Origin of the sequence: Paenibacillus sp. FSL L8-0708 (assembly GCF_038009325.1) — a bacterium.
Classification (GTDB): Bacteria; Bacillota; Bacilli; order Paenibacillales; family Paenibacillaceae; genus Paenibacillus_AQ; species Paenibacillus_AQ odorifer.
The window spans coordinates 4015431-4036673 of record NZ_JBBPBC010000001.1; the positions used below are offsets into that span (position 1 = coordinate 4015431).

General features: G+C 43.2%; 13 protein-coding genes. 11 read left to right on the top strand and 2 right to left on the bottom strand.

Going from position 1 to position 21243, the window contains the following annotated elements; genetic code table 11:
* Window positions 1-55: 55 nt before the first annotated feature.
* Together NYE58_RS18985 and NYE58_RS18990 are read right to left on the bottom strand one after the other, a co-directional pair.
* A complete protein-coding gene (locus NYE58_RS18985; protein WP_341002668.1) occupies window positions 56-178 on the bottom strand; it encodes a hypothetical protein in 123 nt (40 codons plus the stop codon).
* Window positions 162-1184, bottom strand: coding sequence for an MBL fold metallo-hydrolase (locus NYE58_RS18990; protein ID WP_341002671.1), 1023 nt, complete (start codon window positions 1182-1184; stop codon window positions 162-164). The genes NYE58_RS18985 and NYE58_RS18990 overlap by 17 nt, the downstream gene beginning before the upstream one ends.
* 156 nt (window positions 1185-1340) lie before the next feature.
* On the opposite strand from NYE58_RS18990, the gene NYE58_RS18995 reads away from it, so the two are divergent.
* From NYE58_RS18995 to NYE58_RS19045, 11 genes are all read left to right on the top strand, one after another.
* Window positions 1341-2351: a fumarylacetoacetate hydrolase family protein gene (locus NYE58_RS18995; protein ID WP_076126539.1), complete on the top strand. Its 1011-nt coding sequence runs from the start codon at window positions 1341-1343 to the stop codon at window positions 2349-2351.
* Window positions 2352-2442: 91 nt separating this feature from the next.
* Window positions 2443-3024: a TetR/AcrR family transcriptional regulator gene (locus NYE58_RS19000; RefSeq protein WP_076277366.1), complete on the top strand. Its 582-nt coding sequence runs from the start codon at window positions 2443-2445 to the stop codon at window positions 3022-3024.
* 363 nt (window positions 3025-3387) lie between these two features.
* On the top strand, window positions 3388-4335 hold the full coding sequence (locus NYE58_RS19005) for an ABC transporter permease (RefSeq protein WP_341002675.1): 948 nt from the start codon (window positions 3388-3390) through the stop codon (window positions 4333-4335).
* Window positions 4336-4348: 13 nt separating this feature from the next.
* A complete protein-coding gene (locus NYE58_RS19010; RefSeq protein WP_036677077.1) occupies window positions 4349-5218 on the top strand; it encodes a carbohydrate ABC transporter permease in 870 nt (289 codons plus the stop codon).
* 66 nt (window positions 5219-5284) lie between these two features.
* On the top strand, window positions 5285-6871 hold the full coding sequence (locus tag NYE58_RS19015) for an extracellular solute-binding protein (protein ID WP_036677074.1): 1587 nt from the start codon (window positions 5285-5287) through the stop codon (window positions 6869-6871).
* A 190-nt stretch (window positions 6872-7061) separates the two neighbouring features.
* The gene (locus NYE58_RS19020; RefSeq protein WP_076217656.1) at window positions 7062-8801 is read left to right on the top strand and encodes a sensor histidine kinase; all 1740 of its coding nucleotides are present in this window, start codon (window positions 7062-7064) and stop codon (window positions 8799-8801) included.
* Window positions 8802-8803: 2 nt separating this feature from the next.
* Window positions 8804-10423 carry a response regulator gene (locus tag NYE58_RS19025; protein WP_341002678.1) on the top strand — a complete coding sequence of 540 codons (1620 nt, stop codon included), beginning with the start codon at window positions 8804-8806 and terminating at the stop codon, window positions 10421-10423.
* Window positions 10424-10507: 84 nt separating this feature from the next.
* On the top strand, window positions 10508-12739 hold the full coding sequence (locus NYE58_RS19030) for an FAD-dependent oxidoreductase (protein WP_341002680.1): 2232 nt from the start codon (window positions 10508-10510) through the stop codon (window positions 12737-12739).
* A 17-nt stretch (window positions 12740-12756) separates the two neighbouring features.
* The gene (locus tag NYE58_RS19035) at window positions 12757-13965 is read left to right on the top strand and encodes a GDSL-type esterase/lipase family protein (protein ID WP_339810210.1); all 1209 of its coding nucleotides are present in this window, start codon (window positions 12757-12759) and stop codon (window positions 13963-13965) included.
* 295 nt (window positions 13966-14260) lie between these two features.
* Window positions 14261-19867 (top strand): golvesin C-terminal-like domain-containing protein, encoded by a 5607-nt coding sequence (locus NYE58_RS19040; protein WP_341002683.1) that lies wholly within the window; start codon window positions 14261-14263, stop codon window positions 19865-19867.
* 341 nt (window positions 19868-20208) lie between these two features.
* A complete protein-coding gene (locus NYE58_RS19045) occupies window positions 20209-21150 on the top strand; it encodes a hypothetical protein (protein WP_341002685.1) in 942 nt (313 codons plus the stop codon).
* Window positions 21151-21243 lie beyond the last annotated feature (93 nt).

Here is a 21243-nt window from a genome sequence, read left to right on the forward strand (position 1 = left end):
GGGGATTCCCCTCTAGTAAACCATAGTCCTTCTTCATTTTTTATCATAATCGTTTCTAAGCACCGATTTTAATTCCATGGAACAATGCAAAAGAACGGCCGCTGTTCGCATCATTTGCGACAGGGCCGTTTTTTTGTTTTTCATAGGTTAGCTGTAAATTGCTATTCTTGCCAAACACTCATAGGGTCCCATGGCTTGATCTGATTGTCATATTTTCCAGCCAAAAAAGCTTTCATGTCTTCCAGCTTAGCAGGCACCTCGTTCCAAACTGGAAGGGGTGGTAACCCTCGTTTGCTTTTCAATAGGATATCCACTGTAACATACAAGCGTTCTGGCTGAATCCAATGAAGGAAGCGGGAAATATCCATTTGCTTGGTCAGAGACAAGGAATCGATTTCATAATTGTAATGCTTGTTGAACTCGCTGATCAGGTTCAAGAGGTAGTCTCTCTGCTCCTTTACGAAATCCAAGCCGCAAATGGCGCCATGCCCTGGAACAACGATTTCGGGTTTAATTTCATCAATAATGCGATCAAGCACTTTAACCCAATTGAGGGTTCCCTCTTCGCTGTATGCCGTACAACCATTAAACACGACATCGCCAGCGAACAGCACTTTTTCTTTTGGCATCCACAACAGTAAGTCACTATCAGAGTGGGCTGGAGCTACGTTGTAAATCATAACTTCCGTATCGCCAAGACGGATGTTGATATCGTCTTTTATCTCAATATTCGGGAGCACCCATTCTACGCCTTCCAGGTCAAATCCTTCAAATTCCGCTGCAAAAAACCGCTCGCCCGGAGTCGATTCCGGAGAATTCTTTCCTCTTCTAATGACGCTGTCCATCCAAGCGATATTTTCGGTGAGACGCTCTCTGGAGGCTTCCTTGTGCATAATAATACAAGCATCTTCAAACACTTTGTTTCCCCAGGCATGGTCGCTGTTATAGTGCGAGTTCACCACATATGCGGGAGAGCCGCCGTTGCTTACTTCCATAAAAGCCTCCCGCATTTCCCGCGCATGGAACAAATCGAAGAACGTGTCATACACCAGCCCTTCACCCTTGTTGATGAACCCGGCATTGGCCCAACTGATCCCGCGATACGGCGAAATACCGGCAAAGACGCCATCTGCGACTTCAATAAATTTAACGCGAGGTTTTTGGATAATACGTCCATACTTCATAAAAATTCTCCTTTACGTATATGTTTTTGGGGTAAAGCATGCCTTTATTATAGAGAGTGGAAAACATAAATGCAAGCATGTACTTGCATGCATTTATGCTGTACGATATGATAGTAACAGAACAACATCACACTACATGTATGGAGGCGCTGCAATATGAAGCTAGTAACCTTTCAAACCAAAATATCCCAGGAACCTTTGTTTGGGCTTGTAATTAACGAGAAATTTGTCGTGTCTTTTGCCGCAATCATGAAAAAGCAGGGAACATTCGTTGACAGTCTTGAAAGTATGGACAGCTATCTTCATTATTTGCCGGCAAGTTATGATGCCGCTAAGGAATTGATGCAATACGCTGTCGAACAGTCGCATCAATTTAATGAAAATGAAATCTGCCCGATTGTAGCGGTAAAACTGCTGCCGCCAGTTCCAAATCCGGCTGCGCTTATCGATTTCGGGCTGACGCCAAGACATCTGAGAAATGCTGGCGTAAATCTGCTGCAAAGAGAATATACAGGGCCGGAAAGAGAAGAGCTTAAACAAAAAATCGCTGAAAAATTCCAGCAAGATCCGAATAAAGTAACTTTCAGTTATTACAAATGTAACCATAATGCATTAATTGGCGATGGAGATACAATTCATTGGCCTTCGTACTCTTCCTACCTGGATATTGAGCCGGAGCTGGCCTTTGTTACAGGGATGGAGAACTGCATTGCAGGTTATGTTATTTTTAATGACAGTACTGTCCGTGATGTGCAATGGCCGGATTTCCAGGGGCTGACCGGACCGACGCGCTGCAAAGATTTTGATCGCAGCAAAGGCATAGGGCCATTTCTGGTTACGCCGGATGAAATCGACAATCCGCTGGTACTGGATGTGAATGTATGCATCGGGGAGAGACTGCACTGGAAGGGGAGCACATCCGAGTATTCTGCACACCCTGCAAAAGTGATGGAGGAGGTTCTCAAAGTTTTCACGCCGCTCCCGGGCACGATTATAGGAATGGGGACGATACCGGATTGCTGCGCAATCGAGACCGAAGAATGGCTGTTGCCCTCTGACCGAATCCAGATTACATTTGATAAATTAGGCACGCTCACGCAATTGGTGCCTGATCATGTCAAGATTACGGAACCAAGCCGCTGGGAAAAAAGAAGCGATTTGCCTTAAAAAACGTTTATCAAAATGATGAACCCCGACCCTGCTGCATATGCAGAACTTGTAGTAGAATAGGATTAACATATGCAAAAGGAGAACTACAATGCAAACTTCAGACAGAATCATTGAAGCCGCGACACAACTCATCAAAAAGAATGGCTATAGGGGAGTAAGCACCAAAGCCATTGCAACGGAAGCTAAAGTCAATGAATCTACGATTTTTCGGCAATTTGGAAGCAAGCAAGGCATATTGGAAGCCATCATTGAAAGACATTCGGATATTCCGCAATTTGAGAAGCTGTTAAAAGAGGAAGCGACCGATAATCCGGAAGTCGATCTGCTGAATGTAAGTCAGCAGTACCGTTTGTTTTTCCATAAAAATGCGGACATCATTTTGATTGGCATCCGCGACAAAGGAATGCTTCCCGAATTAGACAGAATGCTCGCCGATCCGCCGGCAAAGCTTCACTCCTTGCTGGTTGAATATTTTGAACGCTTGCAGAAGAAAAAAGTTATCGCCAGACAGGATGAGCGTCTTGTCGCAATGTCTTTTCTCTCGATGTGCTACGGATTTCAGATGAGTGAGCTGATTCACCGGCAATATCAATCCCAACTCGTCACCGAGGAAGAGTTCTACAAGCATAGTGTCTCATTGTTTGTTAAAGGAATTTTGACTCAGTCATAAGCATTATTGATTTATCCCATTCATCTAATGGAAGAGCATGCAGCGACGGTTGATGATGTGGTAATTATTTTAGTAATGGAAAATAAAATACGTGGATGCATTATATAGAAACTGACCATTAATTAAGCCCAATTTTTTTAGGGGCTTTTTTTATTTGGGAACTCAGGATTGTATTTAGTCTATACCCAAACTTTCGAGTCAGAGTTATTGTACGAGCTTTAATGCAAGACAATCATGCCTATTGTATTGGAATTATCCAAGGCTGTACTTACTTAATATCTTATAAGAAATTCTTGAAATTACAGAAATTTATCCAATAGGGGGATGCTATTATACAAATACAAATAAAGACGAGGTGATGATATGCAAGCAAAATTGGCAGCGGACGCCATTCCCCTCCCCAAAAAGCGGAACTCATGGATAAGGACGATAAAAAAGTATAAAGTGATGTACGCTCTCTTGTTCCCGGCATTAGTTTACTTTGCCGTATTCAAATACTTTCCTATGGCGGGAATCATTATTGCCTTTAAAAACTATAACCTAGCTTTGGGACTATGGGATAGCCCATGGGTGGGATTTAGAAATTTTACAGATTTTATGAACGGCGTTTATTTCTGGGACATCATGAGAAATACGATTATCATATCCCTGTATAAGCTGTTGTTCGGTTTCTCAGCTCCTATCATACTTGCTTTGCTGCTCAATGAAGTTTATACCCAATGGTTTAAGAAAATCGTTCAAACGATCACTTATTTACCCCACTTTCTATCATGGGTCATTGTTTATGGAATGATGGTGGCATTATTAGCCCCAGGGGATGGTCTTTTTAACATGATATTGAAGGAAACTGGAGTTGAACCCATCTCATTCCTAACGGAACCTGCCTGGGGCAGACTGCTGATCATCTTATCTGAAATATGGAAGGATATTGGATGGGGAGCGATATTGTACCTTGCAGCATTAGCAGGAATCGATCCAAGCTTATATGAAGCGGCTAGAATTGATGGCGCTTCCAAGTGGAGACAGCTATGGCATGTAACACTTCCCGGCATTCGAGGCGTGATGATTCTGATGCTGATCCTTAAATTAAGCCATATTCTGGATGCTGGTTTTGACCAAATATTCATGTTTGCCAACAGCTTTAATCAGGAGAAGATCGACATTATCGACACATGGGTATACCGTGAAGGGCTCGAGCGACTTAAGATTGGCTTGGCTACTGCTGTGGGATTATTTAAAGCGGTCATCGGATTTGTTTTAGTGTTGGCAGCGAATAAGCTCGCCAAAAAATTCGATGGGCAAATTTGGTGAGGTGGTTATCAAAATGATCAATTTGACAATCGGAGAAAAGGTCTGGCAAGCATTCGTTTATTTTATTCTTATTTTGCTAGCTCTACTTTGCTTACTCCCCTTTCTATATGTGGTTGCTGTTTCAGTAACACCAGAATCGGAAGTGCTAAGAAGAGGAATTGTTATTATACCAGAAACCTTTACCTTTCTAGCCTATAAAGAAGTATTTATTTCTCATGGTATTGGGCAGGCGTATAAAATTACATTGTTTCGAACGATTGTGGGCACTGCTCTTAATGTGTTCTTTACGGTAATCGCGGCATATCCGTTATCCAAAAAATATTTGCCGGGTCGCAGCCCATTTTTACTATTCATTGTCTTTACCATGATGTTTGGGGGAGGATTAATTCCGACTTATTTACTAGTCCGCTCTCTGGGATTGCTAAACAGTCCGTGGGTATTGATCATTCCAAATCTCATTAGTGCATTTAATCTGGTGATCATTAAAGGCTTTTTCGAGCAATTGCCCGCTGAAATCGAGGAATCAGCGAGGGTAGACGGTGCAAGTGAACTTCAGTCGTTATGGCGGATCATTTTACCTCTGTCCTTGCCCGTCCTTTCCACAATTTCATTATTTTACGCAGTCGGGCATTGGAATAGTTACTTCGATGCTATTGTTTATATCAATGATTCCAACTTAATGCCGCTCCAAGTGATCTTGCGCAACATCCTGCTTAACGTCGCAACACAAAGTGCTGATTCGCTTGCCAATACCGGAGCTGTTAGTACGTTCGCTATACAAATGGCAGCAGTTGTCGTGACTACAGTTCCGATTTTGATCGTTTACCCATTTATGCAAAAGCATTTTACCAAAGGTGTGCTCTTGGGATCGGTTAAAGGTTAAAAAGATATTCCAACCTGAGTTGTTACGGGGAAACCGTGATAATATAGAAGCAAAGGAGAGGTCATTATGCAACGTAAAGCGATTACATTTGCTATTCTGACAGCAATGGTCGGTGTGGGAACAGTATTGTCAGGCTGTGGGGAACAAAAAGAGGTTACATCGACAGCTTCGGGTAATTCACAAGGCCAGTCTAGTCCCTTTGAAACCAAATTGAAAATTTCGATGTTTAACCAAGGAACTTTCAATGCTGCTGCTCCGATTCCTCCCCGTGAAGAAGATATCCAACGCCAAATGTTGGAGAAAGCAGTAAATATCGACTTGGAAATGATGATTCCTCAATCAGGGCAAGCAACGACTAAATTAAATACGCTCATTGCTGGCGGAGATATTCCAGATTTGATCTTTTTAAAGAGCCGGGCTGATCTCGCGCAATATTATGACCAAGGCGTTCTTGCGGATTTGACACCGTATCTGGATCAATTCCCTGAACTGCAGAAACGTTTTAGCAACGACTCCTGGGAGGCGATGTCCTATCAGGGAAAAACCATTGGGGTTCCAGGTTATGATAACGTAAACGGTATTAGTCGAAGCTTCTTTATCCGTAATGATTGGCTGAAAAAGCTGAATATGGAAGTGCCAACAACACCTGACGAGCTATTTGAAGTTATGAAAGCCTTTACAGAGAAAGACCCGGACGGCAATGGCAAAAATGATACGTACGGATTCATAGGCGGTATGAATAAAGAAGGCAATCTGCAAACCTATGGCTTCGATAGTTTGATGTGGATGTTTGGAGTCAATCCTCCCTCAGCCATTGATGTGAAAGACAATGAACCGGTGTTCCTGTTTACCGACCCAAAAATGAAAGAAGCGCTCGCTTATATCAATAAAATGATGGAAGCTAAAGTTGTAGATCCAGACTGGGTGACGATGAATACTCCCGATTTATTGGACCAAAAGTTATTTAAGGGTAAAGTTGGCTTTATGATAAGAGATGCCCGCAGGCTGGAACCAGATTATCAGCAAAAAATGAAAGAAATCAGTGGAGAGGTGCCGGAATGGATCGTCATTCCTCCAATGACAGGTCCTTATGGTGATCAAATTGTAGAGAGAAAATCGTTCCAAGGCAATTCATGGGCCATATCCAAGAAAGCGGATAAGGACAAAATCATTCGGATCTTGTCCATGCTGAATTATCTCTTTACGGACAAAGAAGCATATCCAAATTTTGCATACGGAATTAAAGGGATTCATTGGGATTTGGTAGACGGCAAGATCAAAAATAAAACCTCCGAATTATCAAAGGAAATGAAAGAAAAGTACTTATGGGTCGATCATTATAGAATGCCGCGTCGTGGTGATGATGCTGAGTACTTCAGCTTCCAGAATCCGAAGACGGCAGAAGCTTTTGAAAACAATCAGAAATACGTGGCGGCTACGTTGCCCGGGAATTTATTGACTGAAGACCCGAACGATTCATTGGCTGCTGACCGCCAACGCTACATTAATGAAAGCTTGGTCAAATTTATGACTGGCAAAGAACCTCTTTCGAACTGGGACAATTTCCTCAATACATTGGAAACTAAGTTTGACATGCAGAAGTATAAAGACTCAGTAATCAAGCAATTTAAAGAAGCAGGCTTAATCAAGTAAATCAAACGAAGAGAGCGGCTATAATTAGCCCCTCTCTTTATTGAAATATAAGAAAGTGTAAGTTTTACTTTATACTTTATCCTTCTATTTTTCGAAGAAACGCTTATCGTCCTTAAAAAGGACGCCGAAGGCGTTTCTTCTTATCATATGCTATTATTTGTTTATTACAGATTTAAAAGGAAGATGATCGATGCGAAGAAGAATCAGCTTGCCTTTAAAACTATTTTTTATCGTGTTTGCATTTGTATTAAGCTGCATAATCTTGATAAGCCAATTGTCTTATCGTTATGTCCAAAAGGAAATAAGAACCTCTGACATTTATTACACCAACCAAATACTTGATAAGATTGATCAGTATTTCACAGTTAATTTTTCCTCCTTCCAGACGATGCTGTTCTCGGTCGAGTCATCGGTGAAAGCCAACATTGACAATCCGGACGTGATTAAAAAGCAATTAAGAGAGCTCTATGAACTCAACAGTAATTACGTCAGTAATATTTATTTGATCAAAAACGATTTATCTATTCTAGGCGGAAGTACACCTACCCGAATATTTGATGAACCTTTAGCTGAAAGAGAACCATTGTTTGATGCAGCTGACAAGAATAGAAGGATTACATTTGTCAGTGATCCTTACAAATCTAAATATTCCGGCTGGACAGTTACGATGGTCCGATATCTGAACAGTGCTCCGTTTCCTATGGCCATTGCAGTAGATTTAGATCTAAATGCCATTGAAGATACCTTGTTCAAGATTAATAAAAAAGAACAAATGAATTTGGCTCTAATCACCGCATCGGGAAAAATCATTGCCGGATTTTCGGAAAATAAAGGCCCCCTGAATGTTCAAGATCATACTTTTTCAATCGGTGAAACGTCAGCAGAAGAAATTCTGGATACTACAGAAACAAACCTTCAACTGCACACCAAGGAGGGGATTCAAGTTTCCCTTCTAAAAAAACCGACTGAAAAATTCAACTGGACCATCATCTCAATCAACGATGAATCACGCTTGAAAGCTGCTTTATCCAGATTGGAAACCTATTATATCGAGCTTCTAGCTGCTGGTTTTCTCTTAAGTCTGTTCGTTTCCTTCTTTATTGCCAAATATATAAGGAACCCGCTCTATGCACTCAAAACAAAAATGAAGCGGGTGGAGCAAGGCTCCCTCACAACTACAATATCGATTAACCGAAATGATGAGTTTGGAGATCTCTCCCGAGCATTCGATCGTATGCTGCAGCAAATTGTGGAACTGATTCGGGGAGCAGAGCTTCATAACGAACTTGAACGAAAGCTGGAAATTCAAGTGCTGCAGTCTCAAATAAACCCTCATTTTCTGTATAACACGCTTGGTTCTATCAGTAATGTCATACGACTCGGACAAATAGAGAAAGTAGATGTGGTGATCGAGTCTCTCATTTCAATATTGGAATATGGGATAGCTGACGCTTCGGAGAAGGTATCACTGCGTCAGGAATTGCAGAATGTATCAGACTATATCGCGATCCAGAACATCCGCTATAACCGAAACTTCCAATTAATCGAAAATATCGAAGCAGGGCTAATAGATTTTCCGGTTTTTCGAATGCTGTTGCAGCCCCTTGTGGAGAATAGTATCTTCCATGGTTATAACGGAGGGGGGATCGAAGGCCCTATTACTATTCATGCGTACAGGGAGGGTGGCAACGTCATCATAGAAGTAGTTGATCAGGGCGAGGGAATTCCAACTGATAAAATAAAGCATATTTTAATTTCAGAACCGGGGGATGTGGAATTGAAAAGGAAAAGAATCGGGTTAAACAATATTCATGACCGAATCAGACTTCACTACGGAGAACAGTTCGGGCTCCAAATCATAAGCATACCTAAGGAAATAACCCGGGTTCGCGCCTTATTCCCAGCAGGCTTGTTTAAAGGAGATGCATGATGATGAGAGACTACACCTGCTTCATTGTTGACGATGAAGATCTAATCATTCAGAGATTGGAATTGTTTTTTCACGAGCGCTCCCTTAGGGATAAGCGATTTCATTTAGTGGGAAAAGCGAATAATGGGCTGAAGGGGATAGAGGAGATCGTAAAGCTTAAGCCGGATATCGTAATATCTGATATCGTCATGCCGCGAATGGATGGGATTTCCATGATTGAGCAGCTAAAGCCAAAGCTTCCCCATACCCAATTCATTCTTTTGACCGCTTATTCATCCTTTGAATACGCCCAGAGAGCTATTCAAGCCAACGTATTGGAATACATTGTTAAGGTTCCGCTCAGAGATGCGGATTTGGATCGAGCTTTAGATAAGGCAGCCGGGATTTTAAATGAAGTTAAGAAAAAAGAAGCGGAATTTCAATCTTTAAACGTATCCGTGCTTGAAAATAAATATCGAGTCCGCAAGCAATTTTTTAACGAGCTTATCAGAGGCGAAATCCCTTCTCATCGGGCATCAGATTTTGCCAATCGTATGCAGTTTCATTTCTTTCAAGCCAACTATCGCTGCTTCATTGTCGAGATGAATATGTATGAAAGTTTCCGAAATGATTATTCAGCGTCTGATCAGAACATATTGAGGTATGCGATTACAAATATAATCGAAGAAACGGTGATGAATGGTGGCAGTGGTGTAGCTGCGGATCTATCCGATAATCGGTTTATTGGCTTTCTATCCTGGGAAAATAATCGTAGTGATCTGGAAACGGAATATGATTGCCAGACATTGGGGGGGCAGATCGTCTCCCATTTGCATCAATATTTGAATCAAAGGGTATCCGTCGCTTTTGGAGGTCCACACCGAGGCTGGGAATCCATCAAACAAGCTTACACGGAAGCACAAAATGTGAGTGATGATTTCTATTATCATACAGAGAAAGTAGTAAAAACACCCATGCATCGGTTCCATTACCATAATGACAGAAAAGAAGAATTTCAGCAGAAATTGGCTGATTTTCTTGCTGGGGTGAAAAGAAAGGTTTCCAAGGAAGAGCTGGAGAAAGCATTTGCTGATCTGAACCAATTTGTTACGGACCATAAAATCCATAAGTCCATCATGGCGCCTATGTTAAGAGATTTGTACAGAGACATTATTGTGAAGTTTAAATCGGGGAACAAGTTGGCCGCGGAAGTAGCAGAGTTTCCCATAGAATTTTTAGCTTTTCGGGAGCAGCTTGCCTATATTGGCGACTTTACCTTCGAATATGTACACGCCGGCCAACTTTTACATCGTATAGAAATCATGAGTGCTATGCGGTTTATAGAGAAAAACCTGAAACAGCGATTAACGCTCGAGGCGATTGCCGAGGAAGTGAATTTAGCTCCATCGTATTTTAGCAGCTTATTCAAAAAAACAATGAACGAAGGCGTTATCAGCTACATCAATCGTAAAAAAATCCAGTTAGCTCTCGAGCTGTTAAATGTTCAGGATTATTCTATATTGGAATTGTGCGAAGAAGTAGGAATTGTGAATGAAGGTTATTTTTGTAAATTATTTAAAGAATATACGGGTGATACTCCTAAGCAATATCGGATAAAAATGACACGGTATGAATCCAATTAAGGTTGCAAAAAATGTGTGATTTTTTCGCGAAATCATGTAAAAAAAAAGGGAGCAAAAGGATTACCATGATAGAAGGATCTAATCATGGAGGTTATCAAAATGGAGCTTATTAAAGCAGATGTAACCGTCGTCGGCGGAGGTATTGCTGGGATATGCGCTGCCATTGCTGCCGCACGCCAAGGGCTGCAAGTGTCACTTATTAATGATCGACCGGTTCTTGGGGGAAATGCGAGCAGCGAGGTCAGGGTTCATATCAACGGGTCGGCTTATCTCGGAAACAGTCCATCCTATTATGCACGTGAAGGAGGGTTGGTGGAAGAACTCAAGTTGAAGATTTTCCACTATAATCCGTTATACAACAAGAAGCTGATGCTTTCGCTTTCGGATACGGTCTTGTTGGATATGGTCTATGCTGAGCCTAACATTTCTCTATTTCTGAATACATGCGTGCATGAGACGGGCATGGAGAACGGCAGAATTAAATGGGTGGATGGTCTTCAATTGGCTTCCGAAAGGAAATTTCGTTTTGAAAGCCGAACCTATATCGATTGCTCCGGAGATGGAGTTGTCGGATATCAGGCAGGTGCTCTCTTCCGATGGGGGAGAGAAGCGAAACATGAATACAAGGAAGAATTGGCTCCTGAAGTGGCGGACCATTACACCATGGGCGATACGATCCTGTTTCAAGCCCGTGACGTAGGATATTCCGTTCCATACAAAAGACCTGGCTTTGCGTATGATATTACGAAGTTGACCTTTTTCGATAGTATCAGAAAAGGCTTAAATCATCGGGCTTTTCCAAGAAAAATCAACGGGCTTGGCGGATTGTGGTGGCTGGAATACGGCGGACATATGGATATTATCAAAAATAATGAAGACATCGCGTTAGAGCTGCGGAAATTGGTATACGGGATTTGGGATTATCTCAAAAATAGCGGTGAATTTGATGATGTAGACAATCTCATTTTGGATTATGTATGCCCGATCCCGGGAAAGCGGGAGTCGAGGCGGTTTATTGGGGATCACATGTTGTCTCAGAACGATCTCACAGCAAAGCCGCATTTCGAAGATGCTGTATCGGTCGGTGGATGGTACATGGATCTACATGCTAATAAGGGCATCTACGATGAGGGGCCGGCCACAGCTTGGAATTTCGTGCCTGGATTGTACAATATCCCTTTCCGCAGTTTATATTCACGAAATATTCCTAATCTCATGTTCGCTGGTCGCAATATAAGTGCTACCCATGTGGCTTTCGGATCTACAAGGGTTATGGCAACCTGCGGTTGTATGGGGCAGGCGGTTGGAACAGCTGCTTCGTTGTGCTCGAAATACGAGGTAGACCCTGCTGCTATAGTCGAAGCTCATATGGGGGAGCTGCAGGCGTTATTGCTTCGAGACGGACAAACCATTGTAGGCCTTCAAGAGGAATTGGATTCTTACTTCGCTGACGGATTAACTATTCGTGCCTCGTCTCAGCGCAGCTATGACAATCTTCATCCAACCGAAGAGATTTCCTTGGAGAAAGGGTTATGTTTGGTCTTGCCGATTCAGACATCCGTGGCTGAAAGCGTACGGTTCAAAATTAAAAATAGCTCCAAGCATTCGGAAACTCTACATGTGAAGCTTTTTGGCGGGGAACGGAAGGAAAACTACATTCCAACCAGCGAGTTGAGAGACTACCACTTGGTTATTACAGCCGGTCATGACGAATGGATTACGCTAGACTTGGACTGCAAGAAACCGGCTGACGACAAAATCTACATCATATTGGAGGGCACGGCGAGCCTTGCCATATACGGTAATGAAGAGAAATTGACAGGAGCGGTCAGCTTCCACTATAGGCCGGAAGAGCCGTCCAGGCTGAAGAAATTCAATAAGAGCATTTGCTTTAAGGACCTGGTGCCAGCTCAGAATATGTATAGTCCTGAGAATGTTGTCAATGGCTACTCCAGACCTTATGGCCAACCGAATGGCTGGATTTCTGAACATTCGGAAGGACAGGAATGGTTGGAATTCTGTTTTGCAAGCCCCAAAAATCTGGACGAAATCCATCTTGTTTTTAATTCGCAGCTGGATTTGGAGCATTTCAACGACCCGATTGAGTCCCTTATCCAAGATTATGATATGACCTTGACCTTAGAAGACGGAACCGAGAGGACAATCATAACTCGTGGAAATTATCTCACGTTGAATAAACATAAGATAGATGCGAACGGTGTAACCCGAATCCGGATTAATTTCGGCGCAACTTATGGTTCGCCTTATTTTGAAGTGTTTGCTGTGAAATTGTTTGCTCCTAAAATCGATAAATGAGGACAGGTGAAGTCACGATGAAGGAATTATTCCCTCGTAAAGGGCTCCCCAATATAATTCAAAAATTGGAAAATGGGGATACCGTAACAATCGTCTATTTCGGCGGCAGTAATACACGTTCTGAAGGCTACAGGGTTATGACGGCGGATTGGCTTCGTAAGCAATATCCTAAGGCGGATATCCGCTCTGTGAATGCAGGCATTGATGGGACAGGATCGGATTTGGGCTGTGCCCGTTTGGAGACAGATGTACTGCGTCATCGGCCTGATCTAGTATTTGTTGAATTTGTCGGTAATGATGGCGGAGATCCCGAATCCAAGGCGCGGATCGAAGGGATTGTCCGTCAGATCCGCAAGCGGAGCCGGTTTACTGATATCCTGTTCGTTTATACGCTGAAGGAGCGGGATGTGGCCTTATTTCAGTCTGGAGAATACCAGAAGGGGGCTCTAATGCAAGAGGAAGTGGCCGACTATTACGGTATTCCTTCGATTCATCTGGGCGTAGCGGTCAGTCACTTGGTGTCGGAGGGAAAACTCGTTTTCACCTCAAGGGAAGACGTGTCCATTTCCGGAGCCGTTGTTTTTACACATGATTCGATCCATCCGACTATTCCCGAAGGACATCAGATTTACACGGATACGATCACCCGGTCATTTGAGAAAATTAGAGAACTTCAGGATCATCCAGGAAGGTCAGTACATCACTTACCTCAGAATCCGTTGGTCCCGGCTAATCCTTGGGAATATGCGAGCATGCTGCCATTGGATAGTCTTACCGATTTTTCCGCAGGATGGTCTTACATGACTCCCGATGATTGTGCTTTAGTACGCGAGTACAATTGGTTGTTCCCCGGCCTGTGGCGAGCAGTCGATCCTGGAGAGGCTATTACGGTGCAGTTCGAGGGAACCCATATCGGGTTATTCGATATCGGGGGGCCTGATTCTGGCAGATTGAAGGTGTCGGTGGATGGTGGGGAACCCTTTATTGTCGATCGATTCACACTACACAACGATCATAATCGTAATCAGTATGTATTCTTGCCGGAGCTCCCAAATGGGAAACATACGGTGCGCTTCGAAGTCGATACCGAAAAGACAGACAAAGCGGCTGTATTTGAGGCATGCGGCAATGAACGAAGTATTGAGCATGTTCGGCAGCATCCAGATTGGTATGATCAAACGGTGATCCAGCTTGGGAAGTTGTTATTGGTGCAGCCGCCATTATAATTAATCATAAGGTTTTCTCCAATTGAAAGACCTATATCATACTGACTGCAGTTGAGCAGCCAGTTATGATGTAGGTCTCTTTTTAAAGGAAGACAATGTCGTTTCTTCTTGCTTAAAATCTTATAAGAAATTCTTGAAATCAAAGAAATTTCACAGTTATGTGACATGCTATGATAAAAACGACGGAGCGGGATTAGCCAGAAGAATACGGCTGATTGCTTCTTTATGATCTTCGAACAAAGGAGGGTTTTATTATTTTGAAAGCGTTATCAACTTAAGGGAGGCTGTGAGTTGTATGATAAAAAGGAAGCTGTTTTTCTTAATCGTTTTCATCGTGACGATATTAGTTCCTTTCAGCCTAGACGGAATAAGGACCGCTTATGCAGAGACCTTACCGTATAAGACGATTATTATCGATGACGGGAGCATCACGATCAATGATGTAGTGACACCTGATGTGGGTAACGAGAACAACGGATATTCGGCTCCAAATTGGACCACAAGTACAGGGGTGAAGGGGTATGATAACTCCAGCTCCAAATATACGAGTACAGCAGGCAGAACGATATCATGGAATCCACGATTGGAAGCGGGAACGGCGAAAATTTCGTTATACAAGCTTAACTGGGAAGATAAAGCGGATAGCAATGTAAAAATTGAAATCGTCCACAATGGAACGACGGATGTTCTTTTTATGGATTTGAGACCTTCGTTTGGCGATTCTGTGGGATGGGTTGATTTGGGAGAGTACTATTTTTCCGGAGTTGGTAACGAATTCGTTAGATTAACTCGGTCTACCAGCACAACCAGCACGATACTTACTCGTGCAGATGCGGTCAAGTTCGAAGGGAATATTCAGCAAAAAGAGCCTCATAAGACGATCATCATTGATGATGGAAGCCTGACGATTGATGATGTCGTCACTACTGATGTAAATAACGCAAATAACGGGTTCTCCGCTCCTGATTGGACTACAAGTACGGGAGTGAAGGGATATAATAATTCCAGTTCCAAATTTACCGATGCAGTAGGAAGAAGCATCACATGGAATCCGCGATTAGAAGCAGGGACGGCGAAAATTTCATTCAACAAGCTTGATTGGGCGGATAAAGCAGACAGTAATGTTAAAATCGAAATTGTTCACAATGGGATTACGGATGTCATGTTTATGGATCTGAGACCCTCGTCGGGGCCATCGGCCGGATGGGTTGATTTGGGGTCCTATTATTTCAGTGGTGATGATAGCGAATTTGTCAGACTGACTCGAACACAACCTACGACCGGAAAAATCATTACGCGGGCCGATGCGGTCAAATTTGAAGGGAATATACGGCAGCAAGCTCCGCCGTTGCCTCCGCTGCGCAGCCGTACATTGGCAAATCTCAGTTACACGGAAAAAGGCAGCATCGAGAATGCCAGCTATAAGGCTACCTTTTATGAAGCTGCTTGGGATGAAGGCAAAACCATCGTTCGTGATATGTTCTACAAGGATACGGATACGGGGAACTGGGTGCCTGTCAATAATGTGGCGGAAAGACTTGAAGAACAATGGGTCTTATTGGATGGGAATGCGGGGAGTCGAACCAATTATTACGATACGATGAACAAACGCTGGATTACATTCGACGAGATCAATTTCCCAGACAGCCACACGGCGATATTAACCGATTCTTCACATGAAAGCGATTACGATTTACAAGTGAACTGGTCCATGTCAGGGGACAAACCTGATGTTTCCTTCGCCTTTACACCTCGCAAGGATGGCAATTATGTAATCGGTTATCAGTCCTTCACAACAGAGCAAATCTCAGACGTCAATGAAGTGTTAAATGGTTTTAGATCACACGCCAAAATGGTAGGTTCAGTGGAATCAACAAGCTTAAGGGAACTAAGCGCTCCGATGAGTCTAATTGAGAAGAATGACGGTTCGGGGAATCCATTGACATATGGGGTATTTGTACCGTCGGATGAGCTTCCGGTTGAATTTGAACCGACGGGAGGCGTTACGAAGCAAAGGCTTGGCATGAGCCTTGTTAACAACGAAGGCAGCGTGCAGCCAATCTTGTATGCTCCTCAATTAGGGACCTATTCGCAAATGAACGCAGAAAGCACTTATCAATTTCATATGGGACTAATCGCTCAAAAAAGAAAATTGTATGAGTCCTACGCGGATATTCTTCGCAAAGAGTACGGTTATTCTGCATACCGGGAAAATGTATCAGATCAGTCGCTTACTGACGCGATGTTCAATATGATCGATTTACTTAAGATAGAGCCGCAAGGGGATGACACTGTTGATTATGTCCCGTCACCCAGCGGGTGGTGGAGCCGTGCCAAGGGCTTTATTGACATCGAAAACGAGGATAGCGTTCGAACAAGCTCGAATGCAGTTCTTTTGGGGGCTTACTATTTGACTGGGGATGACCAGCTCTACGATACGAGAGCATTGCCGTCCGTCCAGTATGGCTTATCGCGAAATGGTATAGGCTGGTCGCCTACGCAAAAGCCAGTATACGGTGTGCCGTCGTTATGGAAAATGGCAACCTTGCCGTTTGATTTTTCAAGCGTAACCGCTATCAATCAGATGATGGGTACTTCGGCAGGAATTGGAGCACTGGCACAGGAAGAATACCTCGTGCGTGATCCTGACCAGAAAGACCGGGGTCCTGTCATTCAACCCCTGATGATGTATCGTATGACGGGAGATACGCAGTATTTACAGGCTGCCAAGGATGCAGCCGACAGCTATATCATGCAGCATATTGATACGCCTGCATCCGTCAATGTGAGTAAAAATGAGTTCATTTATTATTATAGCAAGCTGTGGATGGAGATCTTGGAGCTTTACGAGGAAACTCAGGATCCCAAATACTTGAATGCCGCTTATAAGGAAGCCAAACGGTATGCAACGATGTTTGTTGCTCGTCCGGTTCCTGAAGGTAGAGTTACGATTCCGCAGCCTGAGACGTATAATTACGCGGAGTCGTTCCATTGGCCGGAAAGTGGTAAATATCAATATCCTCGGATCAAGCTCCCAGAAGATGTAGCCGGAGGCTTACAAGCGGATAGTTGGCTTGTTTCTCCCAATGGATTGACGTTTGAAGCGGGAAGTACAACTGGCTATTATCGGATGAATGCTCAGGAAGCTCCATTCATGCTGAGATTGTCGCTCTATACAGGTGATAAACTGCTGCAGGATATTGCTCATAATGCAGTTATTGGACGATATTCTAGTTATCCAGGTTATTACTATAAGGGCTTCGCCGTTAGCCAACTTGAGCCAGAGTTTCCTCTGGAAGGCCCAAGCGGGGCTACATCCATCTATTATCACCATATCCCGGGACAGCTCGGGCAAACGATGGATTATTTGATCAGCGAACAAACGTTGAAATCGAATGGTAGTATTACATTTCCTTCTGTTTTTGAAACTAATTTTTTATGGTTCAAATATCACCTCTATGGAAATAAACCAGGGAATTTTTACGGTAATTCCGGCGTTTGGCTCTGGATGCCCAAGGGGATTATCAAGACCAACCATCCTCAATTGAACTGGATAACGGGAGAGAGCGGGAACAAATTCTACATCGGGTTAAGCAACGAATCATCAGCTGAAGTCCAGACTCCGATCGAATTGAATGCGCAAATCATTGGGTTCAACCCGGCACAAGATTATACCGTAACCATCATCCGCGACAATGGCATACCAGAGCAAGTGGTTATGAGTGGCGGAATCATTCAAGCCACGGTTTCAAGCAAGGGAATAACCGCTATCATTGTAGAAGGACTCAACATTGATGTGCCGCTGCACCAGGTCAGAACTGCTGATACATCGGTTGCAAGCTATTTCTTCGATATCCACAGTCCAATAGATGCGGTTAAAGGTATGCTGATCGTCAAGCCCGACGAAACGGCCTATGATGCTTATGTGCAGGCAAAAACGACAAAACCAGCGACGATCCATTATTCCTTGGATGGCGGAGTAACGTATACAACCATTCCAGATACGATCTATCCGATGGAATGGTCGATACGGGTAAACGATTTATCCCAAACCTTCACTTATTATGTGGAATCGGATGGGAAACAGACCCGCAAGCGGACACTCTATTTGCCTGATCAAGTACAAGAAACTCCAGTTCAACCGGATTGGCAGGAGAGTTCATCGATCATTGTGGATAATACGGAGGCAGAGACAGAAGGCGTCTGGATACGGGATACAACGGCTAACGACTATTACTATGATAACTATGTGTACGCCAAATCGACTGCCGGCACAGCGACAAGCAGAATTAAATGGCGGCCTGAGCTGCCGGAAAGTGTTACTTACAGTGTGTATTACAAGCTTCCGCAAATAACCGCTACAAGTGAAAATTGGGCAACGAATGCCTCATTTACCGTTTATTATAGTGGAGGCTCCGAGACGGTTACCGTTGATGAGACAACGGCCAATGGGACTTGGGTGCACCTGGGAGATTATCCTTTTGCAGCAGGCGATAGCGGATATGTCGAATTAACCAATAAGGCCAACAAGTCACGGGTAGTTGCCGATGCGATGATGTGGGTGGATCCAAACAGTATGCCGCAATTGGAGTCTGTAGTGATCCTGTCGGATCGGGGTGAACTGCAAATGACTCAAACCGCACAACTAAGCGTAACCGGCTATTTGGATAACGGTCTGATTGGTGATCTATCACAGGCAAATGTGCAGTATTTCGTTGATCGAACCGATCTGGCTGAAGTGGACAGTAGCGGTATGTTGACCCTTCTAAGTCTCGACGGAGAAACGGATCATATTGAGGTATGGGCCACTGTAACGATTGACGGGGTGACCTTAACAACACCTTCTATGACAATTGCGATCAGGGACTTAACGGTTATTGTCGACAGCACGAATACGACTGGGTTATACACGACAGAAGGATCTTGGAGCCAAAGCAATTTAGCTGGATACAAAATTGGGGTTAAGTCCCGTTATTCTACCGTTCAAGGTTCATCAGCGACGTGGAAAGGCCAGTTCCCAGAGGGGAAATATACGGTCTCCATTTACAAGCTCGTCCATACGACGGCAAATGATAACTATGTCAAAGTGGAAGTGAAGCATCAGTCGGTTACCGAGGTTACGTATATTGATGCAACCGTCGGCTCATCAGGTTGGGTTAATCTAGGAACGTTCGACTTTACTGGAGACGGCAGCGAGTACGTTCGTCTAACCAGGGTTACTCCGACAACGGTAGATCCGCCAACTCTACCTGCCGATATGATTTATACGAGGGCTGATGCAGTCAAGTTCGAACGGCATTCCGTTAGCCCGGAATTGCTTGCAAATGGGGTGCCAGGTAAACCGATACTTTCGAATAATAGCGGTGTTGCGACAGGTATAAATGATGGCAATTATGAGGTTACAATGAATATGTGGTGGGGAAACAATGGCTCACTGTATAAGTTGTACGAGAATGGTCAATTGATCCAAACGAAGTCACTGGCCGATGTTTCGCCAGCCGCCCAGACTTCCATTATTCCTATTCAAGGAAAGCCGAATGGAACCTATGTGTATACATGTGAGTTATCGAATTTGTATGGAACGACTTCATGTGATCCACACACCGTCACCGTGGCTGAGGCGAATCCCGGCAAACCTGTGTTGTCTAGTGACAACTGGGATCAAGATGGCGACTATAGTATTACTGCTAATATGTGGTGGGGCGCGAACGCAGAACAGTATCGATTATATGAAAATGGCGAACTTATTGAAACGCAATCTTTATCTTCACAAACACCAAGTGCTCAATCGGCCATTACACAAATTTCAGGGAAATCTCCTGGCATCTATCAATATCGCGGTGAGTTTATGAATGGAAGTGGAACAACGGAAAGTGATACGATAAAGATTATTGTAGAATAAACTTATGAGCTGAGTGGATGAGAACAATCCATTCGGCTTTTTTATTTCCTGGAATTTAGTATAGAGCTATACAAAAAGCTAATCTTTCAAGGCTCTCAACTGGGTGATATCTACATAATACTGCTCATGCTAGATTAGCAGGGCGTTTTCAACCAAACGTGGTAATTTGAACATGTCAAATTTGTTCTAATTCAGTCTAAATAAGCGCTTACATTAGGGTGTGGCTAAACTTACAATAATGTCTAACCATTTAAATTTGGGAACTTCTCCTGCAACGGCGAAGAATTTCACTGTCATGGCTTTCATGCAAAGCTAGGTTGAATATTGGAGAGGAGGCTGTCATGGGGATTACAAGACGAAAACCAACAGTGATTATCTTGTTTACCGCTCTGATTGTTCTTGCTTTACTCATGTTGGGCTTAACTAACAAAAAGGCGGAACTGCCTAAAAATTGGATATTTACAGTAGATGGATACGCCGTAACAGAGGAAGAATTTCAATCTTTTGTCAAAGAGCAGAGAGCTATAACGGTAGACTATTTCTTCAGAACTTATGGGGCCCAAGTAGATGAGAGCTTCTGGACACGTCAATACGGTAAAAATCATGAAACCCCCTCTGAATACGCCAAAAATTCTGCGATGACAGCATTGCTAATGTCCAAGCAGGAGCAATTTATTGCAGACAAGCGAGGAATCGCCCCTTACCAAAGCTTTGATGAGCTTAAATCCGACATGCAAGAAGAAAATGTTAAGCGAGCTAAGATGGATGATTCAGGAGAGACTTACTATGGGTTGCCTCAATTTGATTTATATCAATACATGCAATATTTAAGTGGCGCCCGTTGGCCGGATTTGATAGAAACCCAGGTAAAGAAAACGAAAATGAGCGACACCGAGTTACAAGTTGAGTATGCATCAAAAAGTGCGGATTATGTTCGTGTAGCTGATAAATTAACGGCTGCGTTAGCGACAGCGGGGCAGGCCAAAGAAGAAAAAGTGCTAAATCGTTTGGATATATCCAAAGAAGATACCGAGTCTCTTAAGTTCTGGGAGTCTTTAGCTGCTGCTTCTATAGGTGAGACAGTAATCGGTAAATATATGGGTGAGGATGTCATTGCTACATTAACCACAAAACCGGAAATCACCAAGCTTAAACTGGAAGAAGTGAAAGATTCCATTCTATACGGATCGGCGGAGTCTGACTTGCGAGCGTTAATTGCAAATACGAATGAATTGAAGATCGTGTATAACGGTAATCGATTCAGTGAGTTAGTAGTGAACTAGAATAGTTAGTTTTTAAGTTTATAAAAATCTATGTCTATTGAGACTTCCATAGATACAGATTTTTTATAAAGTATAAATTTATTAATTTCAAAG